Genomic DNA, 25844 nt, shown 5'->3' with positions numbered 1-25844 from the left:
TCACGCGTCCGCCGGCTTCCCCTCCGAGGACACGCGCCGGAGCAATTCGGCCGTGGGCCTGTCGGCTGGGAAGAAGGACTCGATGGCCAGCTCGGACAGGGTGATGTCCACGGGCGTGCCGAACACCGTCGTCGTGCTGAAGAGCGACAGCAGCCCGAAGCGCGTGTGCAGGCGCAGGGGCACGACGACGCTCACCGGCTCTTCCGCGCCGTGGCCCTTCGGCCAGGCGCCGCCACCGGGCGGGGGCAGGGCGCGCAGCTCCTCATGGAGCGCGGCGAGCTTCTCGTCCGCGGTGACGGCCACCTGCCGGTGCAGCCGGCCGAGCACGTGGCCGCGCCACTGCGCCGGGTTGGCGATGTGCGGCGCCAGCCCTTTCGGGTGCAGGCTGAGCCGCAGCACGTTGACGGGTGGCTCCAACAACTCGGGCGAGATGCCCTCCAGGAGCAGGCCCACCGCGCGGTTGGCGGCCACCAGCGTCCAGTAGCGGTCCACGGCCAGGGCCGGGTACGGCTCGTGGCCGGTGAGCACCAGGTCCACCGCTTCGCGCGCGGCGTCGAGCTCAGGCTGGTCGAGGCCGGTCTCCGGGTAGACGGGGGCGAAGCCTCCGGCGACAAGCAGCGCGTTGCGCTCGCGCAGGGGGATGTCGAGCTCCTCCGCGAGGTGCAGCAGCATCTCCCGGCTCGGCCTGCTGCGGCCGGTCTCCATGAAGCTGACGTGACGGGCGGACACCTCCGCGCGCAGCGCCAGGTCGAGCTGGCTGAGACTCCGGCGCTGGCGCCAGGTGCGCAGCAGCTCTCCGACGGGACGGCTCTGGGTCATCATGTCCGGAAACATAGAAGCGAGGGGTAGGGCCTCCAATTACCTCAGACGTAATTGAGACCGGACAGCGGGAAGCGCAATTTGGGTTCATCACGACGGCGGAACGCGAATCGCCGCCGCTCGTGCCTACCCGCATTGCGAGGACCCGCACATGACTGCTCTCTCTTCTTCCAAGTCCCTGCTCGGCCGCACCCTGCTCCTGGATGGCGTCGTCAGCGGTGCCACCGGCGCACTGATGTTCCTGGCGGCCTCACCGCTGGCGGACCTGCTGGGCCTGCACGAGCGCCTCTTGCGCGTGGCCGGCTTCAGCCTGCTGCCCTTCGCCGCGCTGCTGGTGTTCCTCGCGGTGCGGCCCACGGTGTCGAAGCCGCTCGTCTGGGGCATCCTCGTGGTCAACGTGCTGTGGGCCGTGGACAGCCTGCTGCTGCTCACGACGGACTGGGTGGCGCCCACCACGCTGGGCTATGCCTTCACCGTGTTCCAGGCCGTGGCCGTCGCGGGCTTCGCCGGGCTCCAGTACTTCGGCCTGCGCGGGGCGCGCACGGTGGTGCACGCCTGAGATGACGTAGGCGACAAAGACGAAGCCCCGCGGTGAGGGTTGAAACAGACCGCACCGCGAAGCGGTGTGATGGGGACGACTGGCGCCTGGGGTTCCGCGTCCTCCAACAGACGGCGGAATTCTTCTGCTTCCCCGGCGCAGCAGTCCCGGATGCCTGCCATGGCTACGCTTCCTGGGGACAGCCAGGGAGGGAACATGAGTGGAAGGCCGTGGGCCGTCATCGTGGGGGCGTCCTCGGGGACCGGCGCCGCCATCGCGGCCCAGGTGGCACGCCAGCCGGGCATGGATGTCTTTGGAATGCACCGGGGTCGCTACCTCGAGCAGGCCGCCGAGGTGGAGCGGCAGGTGCTCGCCACGGGCCGCCGCATGGTGATGCTGCGGGGAGATGCGGGCACACCGGAGGGAGTGGCACGAGGCGCCGACGCCCTGCTCGCCGCCGCCGGCCCCCGCACCGTCAAGCTCTTCGTCCACTCGCTCGCCAGCGCCTCGGTGGGGCGGTTCATCCCGGGCGAGCAGGAGCCCCTTCATCACCGCCAGCTCCATCGCACCTTCGAGTCCATGGCCCACTCCTTCGTGTACTGGGCCCAGGCGCTGGTGACCCGGGACCTGCTCGCTCCATCGGCCCGCCTGCTCGGTCTGACCAACCCGCTCACCGAGTCGCTCCTCCACAACTGCGGCGCCATCACCGCCGCCAAGGCCGCGCTGGAAATCTACGTGCGCCACCTCGCGCTGGAGCTCGGCCCGCTGGGGCACCGGGTCAACCTGCTCAAGTTCGGCACGGTGATGACCCCCGCCATCCGCCACGTCTATTCCCCGGAGGTGCTGGCGCGGCTGGAAGACGCCCACCGCCAGCTGAACCCGGCGGGGCGGATGTGCACCCTGGAAGAGGTGGCCCGCTTCGTCACCACGCTCGTGGGCGAGGAAGCGGAGTGGTTCAACGGAGCCACCATCGACTTCACCGGCGGGATGACGCTGCGCCTGCTCGACATCATCCTCAATGGACAGCGCGCGCAGGAGGCATCCGGAAGGTGAGGCAGAAATAGTAGCGGCTGAGCTGCTCCTCGAGGACGTCCACCGCCGTGGGCGGGAGCAGCTCCCGCGGGCAGTGCGCGTCGCGGGTGTAGAAGGTGAGCAGCCGGAACGCCAGCCGGTGCCGCAGGGCACGCTCCCGGCCATCGAGCTGCTCGTCCACCACCACCAGCGGTGTCCCGGGACGGGCCACCCGGGCCATCTCCGCCAGCGCGCGCTCCGGGGCCCGGTAGCCATTGATGCCGCCAATCTCGAACACCCGGTCGAAGGAGTGGTCCGGGAACGGCAGGGCGTGGGCATCCGCCATGACGAGGCGCACGCCGCGGTGGCCCTCCTGGTGCAGGCGCCGGCGGCACCTGCCAAGCATCCCCACGCTGAGGTCCACGCCCCATACCTCCACGTCCAGCCCCGGAGGCACATCCCTCGCGATGAGCGGGAGGTTGGCCCCCGCGCCGATTCCCACCTCCAGCACGCGCAGCGGCGGCCCCACCGGGCGCGGCTCGAGGGCGCCCAGCGCCAGCCGGCGCATGTAATGGCCGCGCAGCCGCGCTTCCGTATCGCCCTGCAGCAGGGGCGTGAGCAGCGTGACGAGCGGGTCGTGCAGCGCGGGCAGCCCATCGTAGATGACCCGCATGAAGCGGTCCGTCCCCCGGACCTCCCGCTCCGAGAACAGCCGGGGCAGGCCCGCCGCCACCGGCCATGCGGCACCACACCCCGCGCACCCCAGCCGCCCCTCGTCGAGCCGCATCCCTCGCGTCCGCCCCTCCCACGCGAGCGAATCCCGGCAGGAGGGACAGGCCAACAGACCGACATCCTCAGGTGTCATCCCGCGCCTCCTCCCGCCAGCGCGGTCTCCACCCGCGCCAGGTCATCAGGGGCCTCCAGTCGCATGAAGATGTCCCGCGCGCACAGCAGGTGCTCCCGCCGGGCCGGCCCCTCGAGGAGGTCATGGCGCCCCAGCTCGAGCCGGGCACGCCCTTCCTCATAGGGCATCTCCAGCTCCCGGGCGCACTCGACGCAGCGACGCCAGGCCCGGTGTGCGCAGCGGGAGCGCCCGGCGAGCTGCGCCTCGAGCCCGCTGCACAGCAGGGCGAATGGCCTCCCGAAGACGAAGGCGCGACCAAAGGCCCTCATGGCCTTGCAGGCGTCATGCGCCGCGCGCACCAGCGGCTCCTCCTTCGGGAGCGCTTCCCCACCGCGCTGCTCCCAGAGGGTCAGGTACACCTCGCTCACGCAGGAGACCCCCGTGAAAATCCAATACGCCACGGGCAGCATCTCCCGCAGCAACGCCAGCCCCCGGCCCGCCACCTCGAGCGCCGGCGCCTCCTGGTGTTGCCGCAGCAGCGCCAGGGCCAGCGCCCCCTGGACGACCACCTTCTCCGAGGCGCCGGCGTGGGCCTCGAACCAGGGCAACTCCACTTCCAGCTCGCGGATGGCCTGCTCACCGCGGCCCAGGCGCACCAGTGGCCCGCCCCGGGCGCTCGGGCCCCAGTGCTGCGTCTGGACGGAGCCCCGCCGCCGCGCGGAGTCCTCCAGCTCGTGGGAGATTTCGAGGCAGCGCCGGAACTGCCCGCGATAGAGGCGGAGCATCAGCAGCACGATGCGGCTCTCCTCCGACCGCCGGTAGTCCCGGGAGGAGTCGGCGAGTCGCCGGGCCCGCTCCGCCCAGGCCTCCGCCTCCGTCCACTGGGCATACCCGATGCCGGAGACGGTGCGGCGCACCAGGGCGCAGGACACATCGGTGGAGCTCCCCAACCGCTCGATGGCCTCCAGGCCGCGCGTGTGCCACGACTCGGCCAGCCGGCGCAGCACCGGGAGGCTGCACAGCACCGTCGCCGTGTTGACGTGGCCGCGCGCCAGCTCCAGCGAAGGCCCGGTGGGCTCCAGCACGTTGAGCAGCCGGAAGGCCGTCCACAGGAGCCGTGAGGCATCCTGGGCGTAGAAGAGCGTCTCGCTCAGCAGCCACAACATCCGCCCCTCCTCGAGGCGCAGCTGCCGGCGCTCGGGGGAGTCCACACGGAAGGCCCAGGGGACCGCGGCCTGGAGGAGCCTGCCGAGGACCTGATGCAGGACGCCCAGCGTCGAGCCATCCAGGCGCCGCAGCGGTGAATGGCCAAGAGTCCGCAGGGCGCGTTCCACATGCGCCCGGCAGCGCTCCATGTCTCCCAGGAGGTAGAGGGCCTGGGCCAGACGGCCCTCGAGGTGGACCGCCCAAGTGGCCGCGTCCGGCCGGGTCCTGGCGTAGGACAGCGCCCGCTCGAAGTGGGGAATGGCCTCGCAGCAGGCATAGACAGACATGGCCTGCTCACCGGCCCGCTCGGAGTAGTGCGCCTCCCGGGCCGCGTCTCCCGCCTGCCCCCAATGGTGGGCGAGCGCCACCATCCACCCCGCCTCGTCCGGGTGCACCGCCTCGATGGCGCGCGCCGCCTCTCGATGCAGCGCCCGTGCGACTTCTGGAGACAGGCTGTCCAGCAACCCCTCGCGCAGCTTGTCATGCGCGAAGCGCCAGCGGTTCCCGGCCACCTCCAGCACCGCGGCGTCCGCGCACTCGACCAACCAGTCCGTCACGTCGAGCCCGGGGTGGACCGCCCGCAGCAGCTCCTCGTGGATGTCCCGCCCGAGGATGGCCGCGAGCCGGAGCGGCTCCCGCGCGCCCGGTGGCACCTTCCCGAGCCGCCGCTCGATGATGGCGCGCATGCCACCCACGTAGGCCCTGGCGGGCAGGGCCCCCTGGCCGATGCGGTCCAACCGCCCGCTCTCCTCCGCCAGCGAGCGGATGACCTCGATGAGGAAGAAGGGGTTGCCCTCCGTCTCGCGCTCCAGCAGGCAGAGCACGCGCTGCTCCCGTCCGGGTGAGCCCATCATCGACTCGCTGAGCGAGGCAATCTCCGCGGACGACAGCCGTGGCAGCTTCAGCACCTGGAACCCGGGCAGCGCTTCCGACAGCCTGGGGCGCTCGTCGTCCCGGTAGCAGCCCAGCAGGAGCAGCCGCGCCCCTGGCGTCAGCTTCGCGAGCCGGGTCAGCAGTGACAGGGTGGAGGAGTCCGCCCACTGGAGGTCCTCGAGGATGACCACCGCGGGCTGGGGCAGCCGGATGAAGATGTCCTCCACCGCGAGGAGCAGACGCTGGTGGGAGGCCTCGCTGCTCAGGTGCGCCGGGTCCGCGACAGGACGGCGAAGCAGTTCCGAGATGTCCGGCACCAGGGGCTTGAGGACCGAGGCCTCCCAGTCCTCCAGCTCGGTGAGGCAGGTCAGCAGGCGCAGCACCGGGAGCCATGCGTGATAGGGCAGTCCCCCCGTGCTGACGGCCTGCCCGCGCAGGACCGTGGTGCCCCGGGCCAGCGCCCGGACGCGCAGCTCGTCCAGCAGGCGCGACTTGCCGACCCCGCTCTCACCCGCGACCAGCCACGCCCCTCCGTGCTCGTCCCGCTCGGCGCTGTCGAGCGCGTCGCCGAGCAGCGCCAGCTCCTCCTCGCGGCCGACGAAGCGGGCCGCCTGCAGGAAGCTCTCCCGGGTGGCCACTGTTTCGACGGGAAGCACCTGCCCCGTGGCCTCGCAGAGCGCGCCAATGGCCAGGTCCGCGCTCTGGAAGCGCCGACACGGCAACGGGTCGAGCAGCTTGCCGAGGAGCTGGGCCAGCACCGGCTCGAGCTCTTCGGGCATGTCGATGACCTTGCAGTCCGCCGGCTTGCGCATCCCGACCAGCATCCCGTCGACAATCCAGGCGAGCGACGAGCCGATGCTGTCGGCCCCGTCGTACTCGTCCAGCTTCTCCGCGCCATACATCCAGGCGGCGGGCGAGCCCTCCGCGAGGGAGGGACGCGGTGAGCGATGAGCCCGGGGATGACTCCCCACGAAGAGCTCGTAGGCGAGGACTCCGACCGCGTAGAGGTCCGAGAGCTCCGAAGGGGAGTCGCCGCAGAGGACCTCCGGTGCGAGGTAGCCCGGCGTCCCCGAGCTCCTCGCGCGGACCCGCTGCTCCAGGCCCACCGCCAGGCCGAAGTCGAGCAGCTTCACCTGTCCGTCCACCACCAGGATGTTGGCCGGCTTGAGGTCGCGGTGGAGGATGCCGCGCCGGTGCAGGTAGAGGAGCGCCTGGAGCATCTGCACCAGCATGCCCACCTGGACGGCCCGGGACTGCCCGCGCCCCGCCTGGGTGAAGGTCTGCGCTCCGCAAAGGAACTCGAGGACCAGGTAGGGCCACGGCCCATCGAACCCGTAGTCCAGCACGCTGATGATGTTCGGGTGCCGCAGGGAGGCGAGGACCTCGAACTCGTGCGCCAGCGCCAACGTCGTGCGGTAGTTGTGCTTCGGGGGAGGCCCGCTCTCGGGGAACCCGGCCGCGAAGGCGTCGCACCGGCTCGCGTGCAGCCGCTTCAAGGCGACCAGCCCGCCGAAGCGGTCCCTCGCGAGGTACACCGTCCCGAAGCCGCCGCGGCCCAGGCAGCGAAGGATTTGATACCGCCTGCCCAGCTCCATGGGCGGGGGGGCGCCCGGAAGGCGGTTCCTTCCAATGCCTCTCGCGGTGGCCCCGACGATGATTGTCCGAGCATGGCAGTCCCCTCTTCACACGACACCCATGAAGACGGAGTCGGCCCGGCCGATATGTATTGATTGGGGCCGGCCCGGGTCCTACTCGGAGGGGCTTCGACGGTGGGGAGGGACCCCGGCCCGCCTGCCGGTGTCGGCCTTCATCCACCGACCCGGTAGAGCACGGCTCCGTGCGAGACTCCCGCCCCGACGCCCACCATCAGGAGCCGCGCCCCGGCGCGCACCGTGCGGGTCCGCAGCAAGCGGTCGAGGCTGATGGGAATGGAGGCCGCCCCCACGCTGCCGACCTCCTCCACCACCGGAACGATTCGCGCCGGGTCCACCCCGAGCGCCTCGGTGATGAGCCGCAGCATGGCCCCATTGGGCTGGTGCGGCAGCACCCACTCCACCTCCGCCAATGACAGACAGGCCTGCTCCAGGACGGCACGGGTGGCGGTCTTCAAGGCCTCGATGGCCACCTCCGCGATGTGCTGGTTGGAGAACTCGAACCGGACCCGCTCGGCGGTGCGGGTCACCAGGGGGTGGGCCATCCACACGTCGGAGGGCTGGGTACCGTCATTGCCGAAGGCCGCTCCCAGGACACCTTCACCGTCGCGGGCCGTCCCCACGATGGCGGCCGCGGCCGCATCACCGAAGACGAGGTAGGGCCGGGGCTCCTCCACGCTGATGATGCGCGAGCCGAGCTCCACCACGACGATGGCCACCGGCCCGAGCCCGGTCGCCACCGAGCGGCTGGCCACGTCGAAGGCCGAGACGAAACCCATGCAGGCATTGTTGAGGTCGAACGCATCGCAGGTGCCCGCCAGCCCCAGCGCCGCGGCGACACGGTTGGCGGTGGCCGGGATGAGGACGTCGCCCCCCGTGGAGGAGACGAACAGGATGCGCCGCAGATTCCGGGCGTCCAGCCCCGCGGCCGCCAGGGCCCCGCGCAGCGCCTGGGCGCCCAGCTCGGCCATGCTCGTGCCCGGAGGCGACCAGTGGCGGGCCCGGATGCCTGTCTTGTGTTCAATCGCCGAGGGGTTGCGCCCCAGGGCCTCGCCCAGCTCCCGCGTGGTGACCCTGCGCTCCGGCAGCACGCTGGCCGTTCCCAGTATCCGGACCGGAATCACCGCCCCACCTCCAGGAAACGCTCCATCCGCACCTCCCCCGAGGCCACTGGAGGAAGCTAGCACTTGAGCCCGCCTCGCCGGGCCAGCGTGCCGAAGCGAACGGTTCCGGGGATGACACGGCAGGGCCCATGCGCACCGTGCGATGGCTGCTCGGTGACCATGGCCCCGAGCGCAGGTGATTACCCTCGAACAAGGCGCTTCGAATCCGGGGGATGAATTCATGCCGCGCATTCCCGAGAACGACGTTCTCACCTTCCTATCCACCTGCCCCACCCTCCGGATGCCCCCTCCGGACAGCTCGAGGCGGAGGAAGGGAAGGAAGGCCGATGGTCACTCCGGGGGAGGACTGAAGGCTCGGCGTGCGCATGGACCCAGGGAGCGAACGCGGGCAGGAGCGGGCCCGGAGACGTCGGCGCAGCCGGAGCAGCGGGCCTGGCTGTCGGTGCTGGCACCCCTGTTGAAGCACATCACCCTCGAGCCCGACGAAGACCTCGCACGGCGTCCGCCTGCCCTGCGCTTCATCGTCTCCGGCGCGGTGGAGGTGAACCGCAACTGCCGCGCCCTGCCTCACGGAAGGCAGGTGCGCGGGCCAGGAAGCCTCCTGGGTCTGCGGACGCTGGCCGAATGGAGCAAGGACCAGGAGGTCCGTCCGGGAGAGGAGGCCAGGGCCCGCGTCCGCACCCAGTTGCTGGAGCTGCAGTGCACTCAGTTCAAGCAGGCCTTTCAGTACAACGACACGCTGCTCGCCCGGCTTCTCGCGGCCCATGAGGCGGACGCCCGCGCGGTGGACCTCGTGCGCGTGCTGAGCGAGTCGCCGCGGCTGGCCAACGCCCAGGACGCGGACCTCTTCCGGCTCGCGGAGGGCGCCGCACCGGTGGAGTTGAACGGAGGCCCGGAGGGGACGCCGCTGTTCTCGGACCCCGTCGTTCCGGAGGGGTTCTACGTCGTGCTCCGGGGGCATGGCGAGGTCGTCTCCGCCAGCGGCCCCGTCACCGAGCTCGAAGCCCCGACCTGCGTCGGGCTCGAAAACTTCCTGGCCCACAAGCCACTGGCAGGGCCCGTGATGCTGAAGGATGCGGGACAGGGTGCCCTCGCCTTCCACATCCGCGGGGAGTGGTTCAATCACGTCCGGGCCACGGAGCCGGACTTCGACCGCGCCGTCACGAGGGGAAGCCCCGAGCTGCTCGACGCGCCGCCGCCGCCCGCGGCGCACCAGGTCATCGTGTGGGGAGAATCCGAAAAGGACATGCCTCCGTGGAGCGCGCTGGGCCGACTCCTCGCCGAACGGATGGCGGTCCACCTCCAGGAGCATGTCCTCGTGGTGCGGCTCGTGGAGGGCGCGTCGCCCCAGGGCCACTTCACGCCCCAGAGGCCCGCCAGGGCCATGAACGGCTGGGTGGCTGACTGTGAGCGGCCCCCCACCCGGACCGATGGAGAGCCCCTCCTCCCGCCGAGCACGATGACCACCTGGTGGAGTCTGGAGAACGGCGGGTTCGCCGGCCGCATCAATGTCACCCTGGTGGATACCTCGGCGCTCACGGCCGAAGCGCGCCAGGAGGTGCTCCAGCAGCTTGCCCGGGAGACGCCGGCCGAGGTGCCCATCAAGTACCTCCACCTGAGCCGCTCCCGGCAGCCCCCCACGCTGGAGCTTCCAGACAGGGTGAAGCGCATCAACACCGGCGTGCTCTCCGACGACGAAACCGGGCCGGGCCCGGGGCTGTCGCTGGCGAGCCTCATGAACGGCAAGGCGCCGCTGACGAAGCGGGACAAGGCCGCGCGGGCCGCCGCCCTGGTGACAGGGGCCGCGCGCCGCAAGCTGCGCCAGCTGCGCACCGCCAGCAGGTCCGACGAGCCACCCGAGTGGCCCATGGGGACGGTCCGCGTGCGCTTCCCCGCTTCCTGGCGCGACGGAGCACCGTTGCCAACGTCGCTGGAGGGGCGGGGCCAGGAGGTCCTCCGGGAGAGGTTCGAGCGCTGGGCGCGGGCCGCCACCGGGCGCCGCGTCGGGCTGGCGCTCGGAGGAGGAGGGTCCTTCGGCTTCGTGAGCATCGCCTTGCTGCGCAGGCTGGACCTGGAGGCGGCGGAGGACGACGCGGAGGAGTCCTCCCGGCTGCGGGTGCCCATCGACATGGTCTCCGGCTCCAGCTTCGGCGCCGTGGTCGGGGCGTTCTATTGCGTCGGCGGTCGCAAGGCGCTCGCGCTGCTCGAGCAGCAGTCCTCCCTCATGCTGCCCATCATCGGCCTCAGCGCCCTGTCGAGTGCGATTCTGGAATGGTGGACCGACCTCCAGCTCGGTGGGTGCCTGCTCGATGAGCTGGAGGTGCCGTTCTTCCCGGTGGTGACCGACGCGGACGTGGGGGTGGAGTGGGATTTGCGCACCGGGTCCGTCGGGCGCGGCATCCGGGCCAGCAGCTCGCTGCCTCCCCTCTTCGGCCCCACCCTCATCGGGAACCGCCGCCTGCTGGACGGAGGACTGGTGGCCAACGTGCCGACGGATGTCCTCCGGACGGAAGGGGCGGACATCCTCATCGCCGCGAACCCCATCTCCCGGGTCTCGCCACGCAAGCGCAGCTTCCCGCGCCCCTGGACGGGGGACCTGTGGCGCCAGCTCAATCCGTGCCTGCGCATCAAGGACAGCTTCCGGATGCTGCAAATCATGGGACGGCTGTCAGGAGGCCTCCAGGACCGCGACGGCGGGGCCGTGATGTACCAGCCGGAGCGCTCCAGCATCCAGCTGCTGGACTTCAAGTCCGGCCGGCGCATCGTCGAGAGGGCCCACTGCAGCCTGGAGGTGTCCTCGGCGGCCCTCCGGGCCCGGACCGCCTGGAGAAGGCGGCTGAACAACTCGTGGTGGCTCCGGAGCAGGCCGCGCTCCGCCAATGACACGACGCCGGAGCAGATAGAGCTGGCGCTCCCGCTGGTCTTCCGGGACCTCCAGAGCCGCTCCGAGCTGAGGTCCACGAGCGACACGGTCCTCTCCGAGCTGGCGGAATACCTCCACACCCAGAAGGCCATCGAGTCCTTCCAGATCCAGCTCACCGCGCCGGACGAGGCCACCGCCCGGCGCCGGGCGCGGGCCCTCGCGGACTACCTGAAGCTCCGCATCTTCCAGAAGGAGGTGAAGGTGGGGGAGCCCGCGCTGCTGGAGCGCGCGGAAGGACAGTCCTCCCGGGTGGAGCTCACCGTCTTGAAGACGCGCACGATGACCGGCGACGTGATGCTGGAAGCCGCGGGGATGCTGGAGACCTACCGCGGCTACCTGACGGAGCTGCGGCAGGCGCAGGCGAACGTCCGGATGCGGACCCTCCTCTCCGAGGCGGACCAGCAGGTCCGGGAGGGCGCCCCCGAGCTGGCGCGGCTGCTCGCGCTCGAGGCCACGGAGTACGTCCACGAGGCCTCGAACGGCGCCCGCCCCGGCCCACGACGCCTCCCTCTCCCGCTGGAGTCCCAGACGCTGCTCGACGAGGTGCTGCGTGCGGTGCTCGAGCACCGTGGGCTCTGCCTGCGCGTCCTCTCGAATGGCTCGGCGACCCTCTGCGCCGCCTGGAGTCCGGATGGCAGATACCTGGCCACCGGAGACAGGACGGGCACGGTGCGCATCTGGGACCTCCATTCACCATGGAAGGAGCCCGAATCCCTCACGGTGGACGAGAGCGCCAACAACCCCGGCGTGAACGCGCTTGCCTGGGCCGGACGGGACAACCTGCTGGCCAGCGTTGGCAATGACTGCCAGGTCCGGGTGATGAGGGTGGGCGAACCTGGAGCCAGGGTGGTGCACTCCCATGAGGGGGGAACCCAGAGCCCCTGGGGGCTCCGGTTCTCACCCAGGCAGGGGCTGCTGCTCGGGCCCTTCAGCGAGGGCGGCTCCAGCAGGAGCGACACCTCGTGGCACGCGGGCCTGCTCAGCGTGGCGAGGAAGAAGCTGCTCCCGGTGAGTGACTCCGAGCGGGTGACGCCCGGGCTTGCCGAAGTTCGCGACGCGGTCTGGGCACCCGATGGGAAGCGCTTCGCCACGGCCGGGCGCAACGAGGTGGGAATCTGGCGCGTGGAGCGGCGCGACAGCCAGCACACGGTCTCCAAGCAGGAGGCCTTCCCCGTGAAGGGGGTGCGCACGGTGGCCTGGCACCCGTGGAAGCCGGTGCTCGCCGCCGGGGGCGCGAAGGGAGCCGCCCTGCTCCGCGGCTCCGGCTCCGGGAAGAAGGTGGAGCAACTGGAGACGCCCGGCCCGGTGGAGCACGTGGCCTGGAGCTCGGACGGCAGGTGGCTGGCAGGGGCCAGTGCCAGGGCGCTGCGCATCTGGCACACGGACTCGGGCCACCTCCTGAATGTCCTCCCGGTGGAAGGAGATCCGCTGGAGGGAGTCACGTGGAATCCCAGGCGGCCCGGAGTCCTCGCGACCTGGAGCGGCAACCAGGCCCGGGTCTGGCACGCGGAGAGCGGCCAGACGGTGGCGACGCTCACCGGCCACTCCGGACGCATCCATCAGGTGGCGTGGAGCCCCGATGGCAGGCGCCTGGTCACCGTGAGCGCGGATGCCACGGCGCGCATCTGGGACGACACGCTCGGCGGCCCCGAGCGCCACGACACCTGGGACGAAGTGGAGCGGCGCTTGAAGAAGGACGGCACCCTCCTCCACCCGCCGGAGCTCCCGCTGAAGCCGGGGACTCCTGGTACCGCCTGGGCCCGCTACAGTCCGCGCAGGCCGCACCAGGCCGCCCTGCCGGCCGCGGCGCACAAGTCCCTGCCGCTCTGGGAGGGCCACGACTTCAGCACCGCCCCCGGCGTGAAGGGGCGCGGTTTCGCGGCCTGCTGGAGCCCCGATGGAAAGCATGTCGCGGTCCAGGACGGGGCGCGGTCCTTCTCCCTATGGACCGACTCCGGCGAACGCGAAGCGTCCGTGAATAAGCTGCCACACGACCTCACGAGGCTGGTGTGGCACCCCTCCGGCCACGCCCTGGGACTCGCGCTGAAGAAGGACAAGGAGCCCAGATTCTGGGACGTCACGAGAGCGGAGCTGATGCACCCCTCGGGAGCGGAGCAGGACAGGCTGTGGGACCTGGCCTGGAGCCCGTCGGGCAAGCAGCTCGCCATCGCCTGCAATGACGGCTGGGCTCGCATCTACGATTGCCCGAGCGTCTGCGCGCTCGGAAAGCCGCTGTGGAGTCTGCGACTGATGTTCGCGGCCTGCCGGGTCTCCTGGAGCCCGGATGGACAGTTCCTCGCCACGGGTGACGCCGGAGGACTGGTGGGTATCTGGGATTCGCGCGGCTACGACCTGGTGGCGAGCCCCCAGACGCGGTGGGGGGGAATCGAGCACCTGGCCTGGAACGCGAGCGGCTCGTGCCTGTTCAGCGCGAGCAGGGACGGCCGCGGGCTGCTCTGGCGGCAGGGCAGTGACGGGCGCTGGATGATCGCCGCGGCGCTGGAGTCGGAGCCCGCGCCTCTCCGCTGGGCCGCCTTCACGCCCGATGGCCGGTGGTTGGTGACGATGGCGGCGGACGGCTCGAGCCTCCGCCTCCACCCCGCCACCTTCGAGACGCTGGTGGACCGGGTGGCCGCCATGCCGAGTCGCAACGAGTTCGCCGAGCACGAGCGCACCCACTACCTGCAGTGCCAGGACCAGCGGTGGAAGTGCCCGCCCGGCACCGCCTACGAATACCGACAGACGCAGTGAACCCAAGGAGCCAACATGGAACCAGGACCCACCATGCAACAGAGCGACAGCCCCAGCTATATCCCCGTGCCGCCGCTTCCCCCGCCGCTCAAGGACGTCACCTCGCTGCTCACCCCGGGTGCGCTCGAGCGGCTCCGCCGCGCCTACAGCCAGACGCCGCACCAGGTGGCGAACACCTCCATCGACACCATCACGGGCATGTATGAAAAATCCACCGACCTGCTCCAGGAGATGCTGACCGAGTTCTACGAACCCCAGGACTTCGCCCGGGATCGCGAGCAGATCGTCATCGCCCTGCTGGCGGCCCGGATGGGAAACCGACGGATGTACCTCGCGCTCCACTTCTACTGGGGCCTGATGGTGGGCCTGGATCCCAAGGACATCGCCTACCGGCTGCTGTTCGTCAGCTTCTACAGCGGCATCGACACCCTGACCTCTTCGCTCGAGACGCTCGCCGTGGTGCTGAAGCGACTGGAGCAGCACACGACGGCCGCGAGCTCGGACGACGCGCTGGAACCCCAGACAATCATGGCCATGCTGAAGACCTTGTTCCCCTGAGCTCGAGGGTGGCGAGCATGTCGGCGAAGGAGGGACGCACCTCGTGGCGGTTCCAGGGGCGCCAGGCGGGCAGGAAGTGAAGTTGCCCTGTTTTCGCGGGGCAACTCCACGACCTGGACGCTCAGAGCTGCGTCCCGAGCCAGCGGACGAGATGCCCGCACACCTCGCTCACATACGGCCTCTGGTCGTACAGCTCGACGTGGTTGTGCGTCTCGATCCACACGAGCTCCTTCGGACCGATCGCCGCGTCGTAGGTCGCCCTGGCGAGCTCAGGCGGAAGCGTGAGGTCCTTCGTGCCATGCACGATGAGCATCGGCGTCGGCGCCACCAGCGGCGCGTGCACGACGGCGTTGTAGGCGAAGAGAAGCTCGAGGCTCGCCGCCGTGACCTGAGAGGACCAGGTCGGCGCATCATCCCTGGCCGTCCGGTCGTAATAGCTGTACGCCTCGTCACCCGGCATCATCGCGACAGGCACCTCGGCGGACAGGCCGTGGGCAATCGTGGGGATGTATTGCACCTCGCCCGTGAGCGTCTGCTTCTCGACCAGCGCATTGACCCGGCGGCAGTAGGCCGCGAAGCCCTCGACCCCCATGAAGCGCTGGAAGCTCCCCCCCACGTCGTATCCTCCGCCGACGCTGGCGACCGCCTTCACGCGTTTGTCCCGTGCCGCCGCCGAGACGGCGTACCCGCCGCCCATGCAGACACCCAGGAGCCCAATCTTCTCGGAATTGACATCCCCCCTCGTGCGCATCCAGGTCACCGCGTTGGTGATGTCCTGGATGATCATGTTGGGATCCTGATGCCACCGGGGCATCCCCTCGCTCTCGCCGAAGGTACGCGGATCGAAGGTGAGCACCGTATAGCCAGCCTCGGCCAGGCGCTCGGCGTAGTGGGGCACGGTCTGCTCCTTCACACTGGAGAGCGGGCCGGCCATCACGATGCCAGGGGTGATCGTGTCAGGCGTGACGTCGGGTGGGCGGTAGAGGTGCCCGGCGAGGGTGAGCCCCTCACTGGTGAAGCGCACCGGCGTCCGACGCGAGGGCTCAGCCCGGAGCTGGTCCTCTGGCGCCCGCGCCTGGAAGTATGAAGGGTCATTGCCCTCGCGGGCGACATCAAGGGTCGGTCGAATACGAATCGTGGACATGGCTTTCCTCTCACTTCCTTTCTGGGATTTGCGCGTCGCGGCGGTCAGTCCGAACGACGTACGGTGAGCCCCGTGGCCCAGGCGCTGGACGCCTGTGCCTGACCCGGGGCGATGAAGGCGTACTCCAGGGCGCGTCTGACGCCGTCGAGCACCTCGGCCCTCGTGATGACGAAGAGCACCCCACCACCAGCGACGGTGCCCGTGCCATCCGCCTCGACGGCATAGGCCCCCGCGTCCGAGCCGCTCACGAAGGTCCTCTCCTGGAGTGCGCCGAGTGCCACGTTCGCGACGTTGGACTCGGAGAAGCGGCCCGCTCCGTCGTAGCTCAAGATGCCGAGCCCAGCGGATGGAAGCCCGCCGCCACGCCCGCTCCCGGCGCCCACATAGGTTCCGCGAAGGCTGGCTTGATTGAACCTCCCCTCGTCCGGAAGCCGCGTCGCGCGTGCGGTGAGGAGCCCCCCACTCACCGGATCCGGCAGCCGGAAGACGAGTGCGAGCTCGTCGACGCCCCAGGCACCACCCATCCGTCCCACGCGGGAGGAAGCGATGACCAGCTCGGACTCGGAGCCCCCCACCGCGAGCACGGTGCCGCTGCCTCGCGGCTCCATGAGACAGACGCCCTCGAGCGTCTGCGTCCGCAGCGGCTCACCGGGCACGCTCCGGAGCATGTGGCCATTGAAGCCCCCGCGCTCGTCGAGGGTCAGCGTGCCAATCGCGGCGAGCGGAGCCCGGCCGCCCACGCCCGCGCCATGGAGGGCGAAGGTGCCTTGAAACATCGATACATCAAATACAGGTCCTGACATCGTGACTGCCTCCTGGAGCGTGGCTACCGCATCCGACGGGTGACGAAGGTCGTGACGAGATTCCCCGTCAGTGGATGCAGCTCGTTGGTGACGAAGAAGTACTCCAGACAAAGCCTGACACCGTCGTTCGGCTCGGAGCGGGTGACCACCAGGTGCGCCTGCCCATTCGGAGCGAGGATCATGCCAAGCCCGTCCTCGTCCACGGTGTAGTGGGCCTCCGGCGTATCGAAGGTCGCGATACGCCGATGCGCGAAGGAGTCCGCCGGCAGGTTCTGGACGTCCACGCCGGTGAAGCGTCCGGCGCCATTGAAGTTCACCGCACCGATGCCGATGGCCGCCGCCGGGAGCTGGTTGCCTCGCCCGAGTCCGGGGCCGGCATAGATGCCGCGGAAGCTGGACAGTGAGAAGCTCCCCTCGTCGGGCTGACGGAAGACGGAGTACATGACCAGACTTCCCGAGGCGGGCTCCGGATCGTGCTGCATGAGGGAGGCCTCCTGCACGATGACCTCGCCGCCCATCATGGACGCACGGGTGATCAGCAAGGTCGTGCGGACCTTCCGCGTGGACCCGTCCGGCAGGCTGGCCGCCAGCTCGGTCGAGCCATATCCGGAGCCGTCGGGGTCAACCTCGTAGGCCCCGTTCCATGACAGGCTCGAGAGGCTCCTCCGCTCGAAGCCGGGGCCGGGCACGTTCATGATCTCCCTTCCGGAGACCCTGCCCTGGCCGTCGAAGCGGAGGACACCCACGGACGCCATGGGTGTCTGTCCGCCCCAGCCGACGCCGGTGATTGAATACCTGCCCTTGAAGCCAGCGGTGGTGAGGTGCTCGGAAATTGTAGGGGACATCGCTGCCATTGTGATGATTCCTTTCGTCTCGTCGTCGTGATTGCGTCTTCGTGGCTATCCACCCTGGCCGGGGATGCGAGCCATCAGGCCGAGCTGCTCGAACAAGCCGAGTCGGTCCTGGATGATCCAGCCCTCCGACAGCCCCTCCGCGGACCGGACGGCGAGGAGGGTCAGGGTCCAGGTGAGCGCCTTGCCCGTGGCGGGCAGGCCCATCCACTCACGCCGCTGGATGCCGCCGACCCGCAGGTGCGCCATCACCGCATTGCCTTCGGTGACGCTCGCCTCGAGCGTCACCTCGACATCGGTGCACGCCTCCTTGAAGGAGGAGAGCACCGGCTCGAGGACCTCACGGCCCATGACGAGCGGTGAGCCCGCCTCCTCATGCAGCACGAAGCCCGGCGCGAGTAGCTCGTCCAGCGTGCGCGACAGAGCGTTCGGATCCGGGTCGCCAATCGCCACGGCGAGCCTGCGCACGTCTTCGATGCTCGCGGACGCGCTCGCTCGTGGCGCGGCATCGAGGGCAGGCAAGCCCCCCTCACTCGATGACATCGCGGGCTGCGCGAGCGGCGTAGAGATGCCCAGTTGCCGGACGATGCTCAGGCTGTCCGAGTTGAACCAGCGCTCGGCGAGCCGGCCCTCCTGGATGCGAAACACCGCGAGCCCCGCCCACGACAACTCGTTGCCCGTCCCCGGTACGCCGAAGAACGTGCCCCGGTGGACACAGCTCATCCGGCCACGAACGCCCACCAGATCGCCCTCGGCGTGGATCTCCTGGAGGTGGACGGTGAGCCCCTCGAGGATCTGCCGCGTGCCGGTGATTCCCTGCTTCAACACCTCGCGACCGGTGGGGCTGCCGAGCAACGTCTCGCCGTGGTCCTTGAAGTCGGGAGTCATGATCTCGTCGAGCACGTCCACCCGACCGTTGTTCATGACCTCCTCGTAGAACCGAAGAACGAGGGCCTTGTTCTCTTCAGACATGGATTTCCCTTCCAATCACTTTCAATTGATCGCTCGGGGACCGCTCCCCAGCGTGTGTGCAATAGAGAGCCGACGCCTTGGATGTGACAGGCGCCTCAGCTCAGGTTTCGAGGGTTCGGCAAGCACCCGCCGCTGGCCCGCCGGGGATTCCTCCCCGGCGAGCCAGCACGGGACTACACAGGTGACCAGAACTGGTCGTACCGCGTCGTCCCGTCTTCCATGATGGCGCCGCGGCCTTCGACCACCTTGCCGTCGCGCCAGCGCAGGACGTGCACGGCGATGATGTCCAACGTCTTGTCCGGGTTGTCCGCACGCTTCCCGCGGTTCCGGGTGACATCGGCCGAGTACTCATCGTTGGTGGTGGTGGAGATGTTGTCCATTTGGAAGCTGCCGCCGGACAGCGCCACCACCTGGCTCATGAACCCGAGGAAGCCCTCCAGGCCCTCCTTCCAGCCCGACAGGCTGTTGTGTCCGGGCACGAGCCAGCGCATGTCCTCCGCCCAGTACTCCCGAATCCTGTTCCTGTCTCCGGTCGCCAGCGCGGCATAGGCGGTGGCGACCAACTCCGGGGTGACCTTCGGCATCTGGGTTCCTCCTTGTCCGGGCCTGGTGGCGAACGGGTGCGCTACTGCGTCAGGCGCCGCGGAATGGGGGCGAGGGCGTACGTCTGGTTGAAGAACAGGTCCACCGCATGCTGGTCGCTGGTGTAGACCTGCACGTCCTGGATGCGGCCATTCACGACGTGGTAGTGCGTGCAATTGATTGCATCCAGCCGGGCGTCACCCGCCTGGCCATGGCCGCGGTGCACCTCGACGACATACTCCTCGCCGAAGGAGTCGATCCGGGTCAGATCGACCTTGATGCCGGACTTCGACAACTGCGTGAAGAACGCAATCACCTCATCCGCGCCGTACTTCGTGCCGGCGAGCGGATGGTGGCCCGGCAAGCGCCACTCGAGGTTCTCGGCGAAGACCTCCCGCTTGATGGTCTCCATGTCTCCGGTGTTGAAACACGCGTACATCTTCTCGACGAGTGCCAGATTCGAACGCGACATTGCAGCTCCTGCTCGTTGGGGTTGTGGACTGCGTGAAGCCCTCCATGGACCCCCGGAGGGCTTCGGTGTGACGGAGGCGACCGGCGACAGGCGGGGTTGCGCCCGCAGGCCCGCCTGCCGCCGGCCGCGCCGCATCAGGGAGGGATGACGCCCGTCACAAGCGCGCGAAGCCGGGCGCGTACTGGAAGGGCTCGGCCGTCGCGTCGTAGGTGACGAGCTCCAGCCCGTACGCGTTCTTGTCCGAGCGCCGCACGCTCCACCGCTGCGTCGCATCCAGGGACAGCCGCATGCTCTTCGCGGCGGGCGGCTCGAACCAGCTCGCCTGCCAGCCGACCACGACCCGCACCTCCGCCGAGGCTTCTCCGATGAGGGCCTCGACGGTGTGGACGGTGTGGTTCTCGTCGAAGAAGAGGTGGATGACGCGCTCGTACCAGCGCTTGAAGCCGTCGAAGTCCTGGATGTCGCCGTCCGGGAACCGCATGTGCAGTCCCTCGGCGGCCAGGAGGCGGTAGCACTCCTCCACCGGCACATGCTGATCCAGGGCCTGGTACCACGCCGTCGCGAAGCGCTTCACCTGCTCGTAGGTGATGGGTGTTGTCATGCTCTCTCTCTGGGGTTGGGTGTGACTCAAGCCCTAGAGACGCAAGGCGCCCGGCGTGACGGAACGCCGGCCCGCGCCTACAGCCTGTTCCAGTCCCGTTCCGTCACAGCGCGACCCTCCTGGCTCTATTTCAGCCCCGAGCAATGGAGGTAAAGACAATGCAGGTTCGTGCTGTGATTGACCGATACTATGAATGCGTCAATGCCGGTGACTGGGATGGCTGGCTGAAGCTCTTCGACGAGCGGTACGTCATGGATGAGCAGCTCGGCGGCCATCTCGAAGGCCTCCATACGCTGCGCGCGGCCGTGGAAGGGATGAAGCGGGCGTATTCGCGCTTCCAGAACCACCCCCGGTACATCGTCGTCCAGGGCGACCAGGCCTGCGTGGTGTCACACCTCTCCGCGACGAGCGCGAGCGGTGAAGCCATCGAAGCGGAGGTGGCCAACTACTTCTGTGTCCAGGAAGGCCGCATCACCTACCTGGCCAACTTCCACGACAGCAAACCCTTCGCCCCCATCCTCGGGCCGCAGGCGCGCTGAGCCCACGAAAGGAGCGTGAAAACAGACATGGATACCTATGACTTCATCGTGGTCGGAGCGGGCTCGGCGGGAGCCGTCATCGCCAGCCGGTTGACGGAGAACCCCAAGGTCCGCGTGCTCCTCCTGGAGGCGGGAGGCGGCCGGATTCCGGAGCAGGTCACCCGACCGGCGGAGTGGCCCCTCCTGCTCGGCTCGGCCGTCGACTGGGGCTACGCCAGCGTGCCGCAGATGCGTCTCGAGGGCCGGCAAATCAACGAGCCCCGCGGAAAGCTGGCCGGCGGCAGCAGCAACCTCAACATCATGATGCACATCCGCGGGCACCCGTCTGACTACGACGCCTGGGCGCACCAGGGCTGTCCGGGCTGGGCCTGGCAGGACGTGCTGCCCTACTTCAAGAAACTGGAGGACCAGGAGGACACCACCAACCCCACCGCGGGCCACGGCGGTCCGCTGCCGGTGACGAACGCGAAGAACCACGGGCCCAACCCCACCTCCGAGGCCTTCATCCAGGCCTGCCAGGAGCTGGGCTTTCCCCTCACCGAGGACTTCAACGGTCCCCAGATGGAGGGCGCGGGCTGGCACCACGTCAACATCAAGGACGGCAAGCGCCACAGCGTCTACGCGGCCTACCTCGCGCCGGCGCTGGCGCGGCCCAACCTCACGCTGGTGACGGACGCGCAGGCCACCCGGCTGCTCTTCGAGGGCACGGACTGCATGGGCGTGGAGTACCACCACGAAGGCAGGCTCGTGAGCGCGTACGCCGCGCACGAGGTGGTCGTCGCGTGCGGGGCCCTGGAGTCGCCCAAGTTGCTCCTGCTCTCCGGCATCGGTCAGCCCGAGCAGCTCGGCCGGGTGGGCATTCCCATCCTCGCGGCCCTCCCCGGCGTCGGGGAGAACTTCCACAACCACGTCCTGACGGGGGTCATCCGCGAGTGCTCCCGGCCCGTCCCGGCGCCCCGGCTCAACCTGTCCGAGAGCGCCCTCTTCTGCCAGTCCACTCCGGGCTGGGTCGGACCCGACTTGCAGCTCGCGTTCGTCCACGTGCCCTTCGACGCCGCCATCGGCCAGAAGCACCCCAACGCCGTCAGCATCCTGCCGGGCGTGGTGAGGCCCCTGTCGCGCGGATGGGTCCGCCTGGCCAATCGGGACCCGCTCGCGAAGCCGCTCGTCAACCCCAACTACCTGGCCGTCGAGTCGGACCTGACGCGCCTGATGAAGGGCGTGGAGCTGGCCCGGGAAATCTTCGCCACGCAGGCGTTCTCCGGCTGGGTGGGTGATGAGCTGATGCCCGGCCCCGTCGTGGGCACCCGGGCCGAGCTTCGGGCCTTCGTCCAGCGGAGCGCCGACTCGTACCACCACCAGGCCGGCTCGTGCCGGATGGGGCTGGATGACCTGGCCGTCGTGGATCCGGAGCTGCGCGTCTTCGGCGTCAGTGGCGTGCGCGTGGCGGACGCCAGCGTGATGCCGTCCGTCCCCTCGGGCAACTGCCATGCCGGCATCGTGATGATTGCCGAGCGGTGCGCCGAGCTGCTCCAGGTCGCGTACGGCCTGCGCATGAACCAGGGAGGGGCGAAGCCATGAAGGCTCCCACCTTCCTGCACTTCGCGCTGGCCTGCCGGGACCCGCTGGCGCTCGAGCAGTTCTACACGAAGCACTTCGGCTTCCATCGGGCGCGAGTCGTTCCCCTGGGAGACGAGCAGATTGTCTTCCTCAAGTCGGGCGCCCTCACCCTGGAGCTCTTCAAGGCCCGGCAGCCCTCCCCGGTGCTCCCGGCGGGAGGGGACGGGCCCTGGTACCCGGGCTGGCGGCATATCGCGTTCACCGTCGACGACGTCGACACCACCCTGGCCGCGCTGGGCTCCGACGCGCGGGTGACGCTGCTGCCGCAGGACTTCGATGACTTCATCGAGGGCTGGCGCTCCGCCTGGGTGGCCGACCCCGAGGGAAACATCATCGAGATCAGCCAGGGCTACGTGGACGAGCCGCCACGGACCTAGCGCCCAATCCCATCACAAATCGCTGCCCGCGAGTCTAAAGACAGCCAACAACGGCACGCGGCACCCAAGAGAGACCATGAACAACTTCTGTCAGATGATTACACTGCAGGGCACCGTCACGTCCGTCGAGCCCGAGCAACTGCGGTGCGAGCTGCGCCTGCGGAACGGCGACGCCGTGACGCTCCACTTCGGCGCCGAGACGACGTTCTCGGTGCTCACCAACATCGACGGCGCGTCGCATGACCGGGTGCCCGAGGGCCCCCCGCTGGAGGGCAGCGAGCTGGTCCGGAAGGTGACCCGGTACCTGCGCCCCCGGGACACCATCTTCGTCCAGGCCGCCCGGCTCGAGCACGGCGGGAGGGTCCGCTTCGACGCGCGCGGCGTCACCCGGATGCACTCCGAGCCGGAGCGCTTCCTCTTCGAAGACAAACACTGGTGGATGACCCAGACCATGCATCTGGCCAACGGATGGCTGGATGACCTCTTCGGGGACTCGCGCACCTACCGCGAGGACGACTTCTCCAAGCTCTACCGCACCAACCTCAACATCTACGGCGGGGCCACGGACGACAACCTCCAGGCCATGGCCACGCTGTCCCGGCTCATCTACGGGCTGTCCTCGTCGTACCTCCTGACGGGTGACCACCGTTACCGGCTGGCGGCCGCGGCGGGCATCGAGTTCCAGCGCTCCTCCTTCCGCATCCTCAGCCACGACGGGCAGTCCTGCATCTGGGCCTACGGTCGTCGCAAGGGGGTGAATGGCACCGTCACGGTGATGGCCTCGGAGAACGGCGACGACGCCGGCGCCATCTCCATGTACGAGCAGATCTACGGCCTGGCCGGGCTGTCCCAGTACTTCCGAATCACCGGAGACCCCGAGGTGCTGGAGGACATCCGCCGCACCGTGAACACGTTCAACACGCTGTTCCTGGACAGCAAGGACGTCAACGCCGAGTTCCCCGGGTTCGACGGCTACTTCACCCACCTCGACCCGGTCACCCTGCGTCCGGACTCGCCGGAACTGGGGCGGCTCCAGTCTCGCAAGAACTGGAACTCGATTGGCGACCACATCCCCGCGTACCTCATCAACCTCATCCTCGCGTTGGATCCGCTGCCGCAGGGCGCGGACGAGGGCATCGCCCGCTTCCTCGACACGTGCCGGGAGATGCTGGACCGGACCACGCGGCTCATCCTGGAGAAGTTCCCGGACGACGACTCGGTGTATGTGAATGAGCGCTTCCACGCGGACTGGACGCCCGAGCACCAGTGGGGCTGGCAGCAGAACCGCGCCGTCGTGGGCCACAACTACAAGATTGCGTGGAACCTGACCCGCGTCGCCCACTACCTGCGCGGCTCGGGGCGGGAGGAGGAGGCCCGGCGCGCGCTCGTCCTCGCCGAGCGGCTCGCCAGGTCGATGATTTCCCACGGCGCCGACCCCCTCCGCGGCGGGTGCTTCGACACCGTCGAGCGCAATCCCACCAACGGCCAGCCGCTCGAGTTCGCCTGGACCAGCGCGAAGGACTTCTGGCAGCAGGAGCAGGCCATCCTCGCCAATCTCATCCTCCATGGACAGACGGGCGACCCGGAGTACCTGGACCAGTCCCGCGCCATGTCCGCGTTCTGGAACAAGTTCTTCCTGGACCGGGACAACCAGGGCGTCTTCTTCCGTGTCAGTGAGGACGGCCTGCCCATCGTGAGCGGGGGGTATGGCAACAAGGCGCAGTACGCCGTCGCGGGCTACCACTCCTTCGAGCTGAACTACCTGGCCCACGTCTACACGCGGGCCTACGTCACTCCCGCCTCCAGCCCGGAGGCGAACTTCTGCCTGTATTTCCATCCGTCCGCCAACAGCGGGTTCCGCTCCATCAACGTGCTGCCGGACTTCGTGAAGCCCGGCTCCATCGAGATTTCGAGCATCTCCATCAACGGCCGTCGTCGGGCCGACTTCGACCCCGACCAGTTCCAGGTCCAGCTGAGGCACGAGGACCTGGGCTCGGAAGTCGTCGTCCAGTTCCGGAGGAAGTCATGAGCACCCAGGCACTGAAGGGCAAGAAGATCGCCGTCCTCGTCGAGAGCCAGTACATCGCCGAGGAGCTGGCGCAGTACCGGGAGCGGTTCGAGGAGGACGGAGCGGAGGTCCACTTCCTCGCGAACCTGTATGGCCAATCCCACCTGAACCTCGTGAGCGAGGTCGAGGAGCCCGGCACCACGCCGAAGCTGCTGACCGTCACGCGGGACATCCGGAAGGCCCACCCGGAGGACTACGCGGCCGTCATCGTGGCGGCCAACTACCCCAGCGTGCGGCTGCGCCACTTCGTCCCGCCCGACGGGCCGGATGGCAGGCCCCTGCCCATCACCCCGGACATGACCCGCACCGCGCCGGCGGTCCAGTTCTTCGGCCGCGCCATGCGCCAGCCGGGAATCATCAAGGGCGCGCTGTGCCACGCCCTCTGGCTGCTGACACCCACCCCGGAGCTGCTCGCGGGGCGCAAGGTCATCTGCCACGAGGTCGTGCTGGCCGACATCACCAACGCCGGCGGCATCTACACGCCGGATGCCTCGGGCGTGGTGGTGGACGGCGACCTGGTGACGGGGCGCTCGGTCCACGAGGTCTCCGAGTTCATCGAGCGCATCGAGGAACTGCTCGTGAGCGGGAAGCCTCCGGAGGGCCCTCCCACCGCGCTCCAGCGGCCCGCCGCCACGTCCCGGGGGCCGAAGCCCGCACCGGGCGGCCCCCGCAGCATCCTCGTCGTCCTGTCCGGCCACGGCTACTGGGGTGAGGAGCTGGTGGGCCCGTTGGAGGTCTTCACCCGCCAGGGCTACCGCGTCGAGTTCGCCACGCCGGACGGGCGGCGCCCCGTGGCCCTGCCTCCCAGCATGGACGCGAGCTACGTCGACCCGCCGCTCGGGCGTCCGGTGACCTCACCGGAGATGGCCCGTGCGGTGCGCCGGCTCGACGACGTCGGCCCCGACCCGAGCGAGCAGTCCCGGCTCTTCGATGCTCCGCTGAACCTCTCGGCGCTGCTGCCCGAGCGGCCCTACTTCAGCCACCCCGTGCTGGTGCGCGCGCTGGAGGCCTACTACCGCGAGCGGGATGAGGCCCTGCGTGCGTTCGAGCGGTTCGACGCGCTGCTGCTGGTGGGCGGCAGCGGCCCCATCGTCGACCTGGCCAACAACCAGCGCGTGCACGACCTCATCCTGGGCTTCCTGAAGCTGGGCAAGCCCATCGCCGCGGAGTGCTACGCGGTGACCTGCCTCGCCTTCGCGCGGGAGGTGGAGGACCGGCGCAGCATCCTGCGCAACAAGCACGTGACGGGACACTGCCTGGAATACGACTACAAGGACGGCACCGGCTTCGTGGGCACCGACTTCAACATGGGCCCGCCGCCGTACCCGCTCGAGTTCATCCTCCGCGATGCGACGGGGCCCGAGGGGCAGTACCACGGCAACTTCGGCAAGGAGCGGTCGGTCATCGTCGACTACCCGTTCATCACCGGCCGCTCCACCCCGGACTCCACCCTGACGGGCGAGAAGCTCGTCGAGGTGCTGGAGCAGGGATTGCGCCGGTGGGGCTGGTAATGCAA

Annotated in this window: 20 protein-coding genes; 9 read left to right on the top strand and 11 right to left on the bottom strand. The window is 69.4% G+C overall.

Features of this window, described 5'->3' with window-relative positions; genetic code table 11:
• Positions 1-822 carry a helix-turn-helix transcriptional regulator gene (locus tag OV427_RS28685; protein WP_324289999.1) on the bottom strand — a complete coding sequence of 274 codons (822 nt, stop codon included), beginning with the start codon at positions 820-822 and terminating at the stop codon, positions 1-3.
• Between the two features lie 148 nt (positions 823-970).
• Between OV427_RS28685 and OV427_RS28680 the strand changes: the two genes are divergently transcribed.
• Positions 971-1378 carry a hypothetical protein gene (locus tag OV427_RS28680; protein WP_267859376.1) on the top strand — a complete coding sequence of 136 codons (408 nt, stop codon included), beginning with the start codon at positions 971-973 and terminating at the stop codon, positions 1376-1378.
• 195 nt (positions 1379-1573) lie between these two features.
• Entirely contained in the window at positions 1574-2410 is an 837-nt protein-coding gene (locus OV427_RS28675; RefSeq protein ID WP_267859375.1) for an SDR family oxidoreductase, read from the top strand.
• On the opposite strand, the gene OV427_RS28670 is transcribed toward OV427_RS28675, so the two are convergent.
• From OV427_RS28670 to OV427_RS28660, 3 genes are all read right to left on the bottom strand, one after another.
• Positions 2373-3233: a methyltransferase domain-containing protein gene (locus OV427_RS28670; RefSeq protein WP_267859374.1), complete on the bottom strand. Its 861-nt coding sequence runs from the start codon at positions 3231-3233 to the stop codon at positions 2373-2375. The genes OV427_RS28675 and OV427_RS28670 overlap by 38 nt on opposite strands.
• Positions 3230-6886 carry a serine/threonine-protein kinase PknK gene (locus tag OV427_RS28665; RefSeq protein WP_267859373.1) on the bottom strand — a complete coding sequence of 1219 codons (3657 nt, stop codon included), beginning with the start codon at positions 6884-6886 and terminating at the stop codon, positions 3230-3232. The genes OV427_RS28670 and OV427_RS28665 overlap by 4 nt, the downstream gene beginning before the upstream one ends.
• A 212-nt stretch (positions 6887-7098) precedes the next feature.
• Complete coding sequence (locus tag OV427_RS28660) at positions 7099-8067, bottom strand: 3-oxoacyl-ACP synthase III family protein (RefSeq protein WP_267859372.1); 969 nt, start codon at positions 8065-8067, stop codon at positions 7099-7101.
• A 442-nt stretch (positions 8068-8509) separates the two neighbouring features.
• Between OV427_RS28660 and OV427_RS28655 the strand changes: the two genes are divergently transcribed.
• Both OV427_RS28655 and OV427_RS28650 read left to right on the top strand, forming a co-directional pair.
• Entirely contained in the window at positions 8510-13741 is a 5232-nt protein-coding gene (locus OV427_RS28655) for a patatin-like phospholipase family protein (protein ID WP_267859371.1), read from the top strand.
• A 15-nt stretch (positions 13742-13756) separates the two neighbouring features.
• Positions 13757-14299: a hypothetical protein gene (locus OV427_RS28650; RefSeq protein ID WP_267859370.1), complete on the top strand. Its 543-nt coding sequence runs from the start codon at positions 13757-13759 to the stop codon at positions 14297-14299.
• A 121-nt stretch (positions 14300-14420) separates the two neighbouring features.
• Here the strand turns inward: OV427_RS28650 and OV427_RS28645 are convergent, their stop codons facing one another.
• The 7 genes from OV427_RS28645 to OV427_RS28615 form a co-directional block, all read right to left on the bottom strand.
• The gene (locus tag OV427_RS28645) at positions 14421-15443 is read right to left on the bottom strand and encodes an alpha/beta hydrolase (protein WP_267859369.1); all 1023 of its coding nucleotides are present in this window, start codon (positions 15441-15443) and stop codon (positions 14421-14423) included.
• 44 nt (positions 15444-15487) lie between these two features.
• Entirely contained in the window at positions 15488-16219 is a 732-nt protein-coding gene (locus OV427_RS28640; protein ID WP_267859368.1) for a hypothetical protein, read from the bottom strand.
• Positions 16220-16269: 50 nt separating this feature from the next.
• Positions 16270-17100 carry a hypothetical protein gene (locus OV427_RS28635; RefSeq protein WP_267859367.1) on the bottom strand — a complete coding sequence of 277 codons (831 nt, stop codon included), beginning with the start codon at positions 17098-17100 and terminating at the stop codon, positions 16270-16272.
• A 45-nt stretch (positions 17101-17145) separates the two neighbouring features.
• Positions 17146-18069, bottom strand: a complete 924-nt coding sequence (locus OV427_RS28630; RefSeq protein ID WP_267859366.1) for an ester cyclase — start codon at positions 18067-18069, stop codon at positions 17146-17148.
• A 173-nt stretch (positions 18070-18242) separates the two neighbouring features.
• On the bottom strand, positions 18243-18653 hold the full coding sequence (locus tag OV427_RS28625) for a nuclear transport factor 2 family protein (protein ID WP_267859365.1): 411 nt from the start codon (positions 18651-18653) through the stop codon (positions 18243-18245).
• Positions 18654-18694: 41 nt separating this feature from the next.
• The gene (locus OV427_RS28620) at positions 18695-19123 is read right to left on the bottom strand and encodes a nuclear transport factor 2 family protein (RefSeq protein ID WP_267859364.1); all 429 of its coding nucleotides are present in this window, start codon (positions 19121-19123) and stop codon (positions 18695-18697) included.
• A 154-nt stretch (positions 19124-19277) separates the two neighbouring features.
• Positions 19278-19724 (bottom strand): hypothetical protein, encoded by a 447-nt coding sequence (locus tag OV427_RS28615; RefSeq protein WP_267859363.1) that lies wholly within the window; start codon positions 19722-19724, stop codon positions 19278-19280.
• 173 nt (positions 19725-19897) lie between these two features.
• Between OV427_RS28615 and OV427_RS28610 the strand changes: the two genes are divergently transcribed.
• The 5 genes from OV427_RS28610 to OV427_RS28590 all read left to right on the top strand — a co-directional run bounded on the left by OV427_RS28610 (position 19898) and on the right by OV427_RS28590 (position 25839).
• Complete coding sequence (locus tag OV427_RS28610; RefSeq protein ID WP_267859362.1) at positions 19898-20263, top strand: nuclear transport factor 2 family protein; 366 nt, start codon at positions 19898-19900, stop codon at positions 20261-20263.
• A gap of 27 nt (positions 20264-20290) precedes the next feature.
• Positions 20291-21844, top strand: coding sequence for a GMC family oxidoreductase (locus OV427_RS28605; RefSeq protein ID WP_267859361.1), 1554 nt, complete (start codon positions 20291-20293; stop codon positions 21842-21844).
• Positions 21841-22260, top strand: a complete 420-nt coding sequence (locus OV427_RS28600) for a VOC family protein (RefSeq protein ID WP_267859360.1) — start codon at positions 21841-21843, stop codon at positions 22258-22260. Before OV427_RS28605 ends, OV427_RS28600 begins: the two co-directional genes overlap by 4 nt.
• A gap of 76 nt (positions 22261-22336) precedes the next feature.
• On the top strand, positions 22337-24289 hold the full coding sequence (locus tag OV427_RS28595) for an AGE family epimerase/isomerase (protein ID WP_267859359.1): 1953 nt from the start codon (positions 22337-22339) through the stop codon (positions 24287-24289).
• Entirely contained in the window at positions 24286-25839 is a 1554-nt protein-coding gene (locus tag OV427_RS28590) for a DJ-1/PfpI family protein (RefSeq protein WP_267859358.1), read from the top strand. Before OV427_RS28595 ends, OV427_RS28590 begins: the two co-directional genes overlap by 4 nt.
• Positions 25840-25844 lie beyond the last annotated feature (5 nt).

Origin of the sequence: Pyxidicoccus sp. MSG2 (assembly GCF_026626705.1) — a bacterium.
Taxonomy (GTDB): Bacteria; Myxococcota; Myxococcia; order Myxococcales; family Myxococcaceae; genus Myxococcus.
The sequence above is the reverse complement of the archived record's forward strand: the minus strand, read 5'-3'. Positions and strand labels throughout refer to the sequence as shown.

Coding starts and splice junctions, on each gene's coding strand:
- OV427_RS28645 (WP_267859369.1), bottom strand. CDS start 15,443: ATGTCCACGATTCGTATTCGACCGACCCTTGATGTCGCCCGCGAGGGC.
- OV427_RS28650 (WP_267859370.1), top strand. CDS start 13,757: ATGGAACCAGGACCCACCATGCAACAGAGCGACAGCCCCAGCTATATC.
- OV427_RS28615 (WP_267859363.1), bottom strand. CDS start 19,724: ATGACAACACCCATCACCTACGAGCAGGTGAAGCGCTTCGCGACGGCG.
- OV427_RS28605 (WP_267859361.1), top strand. CDS start 20,291: ATGGATACCTATGACTTCATCGTGGTCGGAGCGGGCTCGGCGGGAGCC.
- OV427_RS28630 (WP_267859366.1), bottom strand. CDS start 18,069: ATGTCTGAAGAGAACAAGGCCCTCGTTCTTCGGTTCTACGAGGAGGTC.
- OV427_RS28670 (WP_267859374.1), bottom strand. CDS start 3,233: ATGACACCTGAGGATGTCGGTCTGTTGGCCTGTCCCTCCTGCCGGGAT.
- OV427_RS28600 (WP_267859360.1), top strand. CDS start 21,841: ATGAAGGCTCCCACCTTCCTGCACTTCGCGCTGGCCTGCCGGGACCCG.
- OV427_RS28635 (WP_267859367.1), bottom strand. CDS start 17,100: ATGGCAGCGATGTCCCCTACAATTTCCGAGCACCTCACCACCGCTGGC.
- OV427_RS28595 (WP_267859359.1), top strand. CDS start 22,337: ATGAACAACTTCTGTCAGATGATTACACTGCAGGGCACCGTCACGTCC.
- OV427_RS28620 (WP_267859364.1), bottom strand. CDS start 19,123: ATGTCGCGTTCGAATCTGGCACTCGTCGAGAAGATGTACGCGTGTTTC.
- OV427_RS28665 (WP_267859373.1), bottom strand. CDS start 6,886: ATGGAGCTGGGCAGGCGGTATCAAATCCTTCGCTGCCTGGGCCGCGGC.
- OV427_RS28680 (WP_267859376.1), top strand. CDS start 971: ATGACTGCTCTCTCTTCTTCCAAGTCCCTGCTCGGCCGCACCCTGCTC.
- OV427_RS28675 (WP_267859375.1), top strand. CDS start 1,574: ATGAGTGGAAGGCCGTGGGCCGTCATCGTGGGGGCGTCCTCGGGGACC.
- OV427_RS28625 (WP_267859365.1), bottom strand. CDS start 18,653: ATGCCGAAGGTCACCCCGGAGTTGGTCGCCACCGCCTATGCCGCGCTG.
- OV427_RS28640 (WP_267859368.1), bottom strand. CDS start 16,219: ATGTTTCAAGGCACCTTCGCCCTCCATGGCGCGGGCGTGGGCGGCCGG.
- OV427_RS28685 (WP_324289999.1), bottom strand. CDS start 822: ATGATGACCCAGAGCCGTCCCGTCGGAGAGCTGCTGCGCACCTGGCGC.
- OV427_RS28590 (WP_267859358.1), top strand. CDS start 24,286: ATGAGCACCCAGGCACTGAAGGGCAAGAAGATCGCCGTCCTCGTCGAG.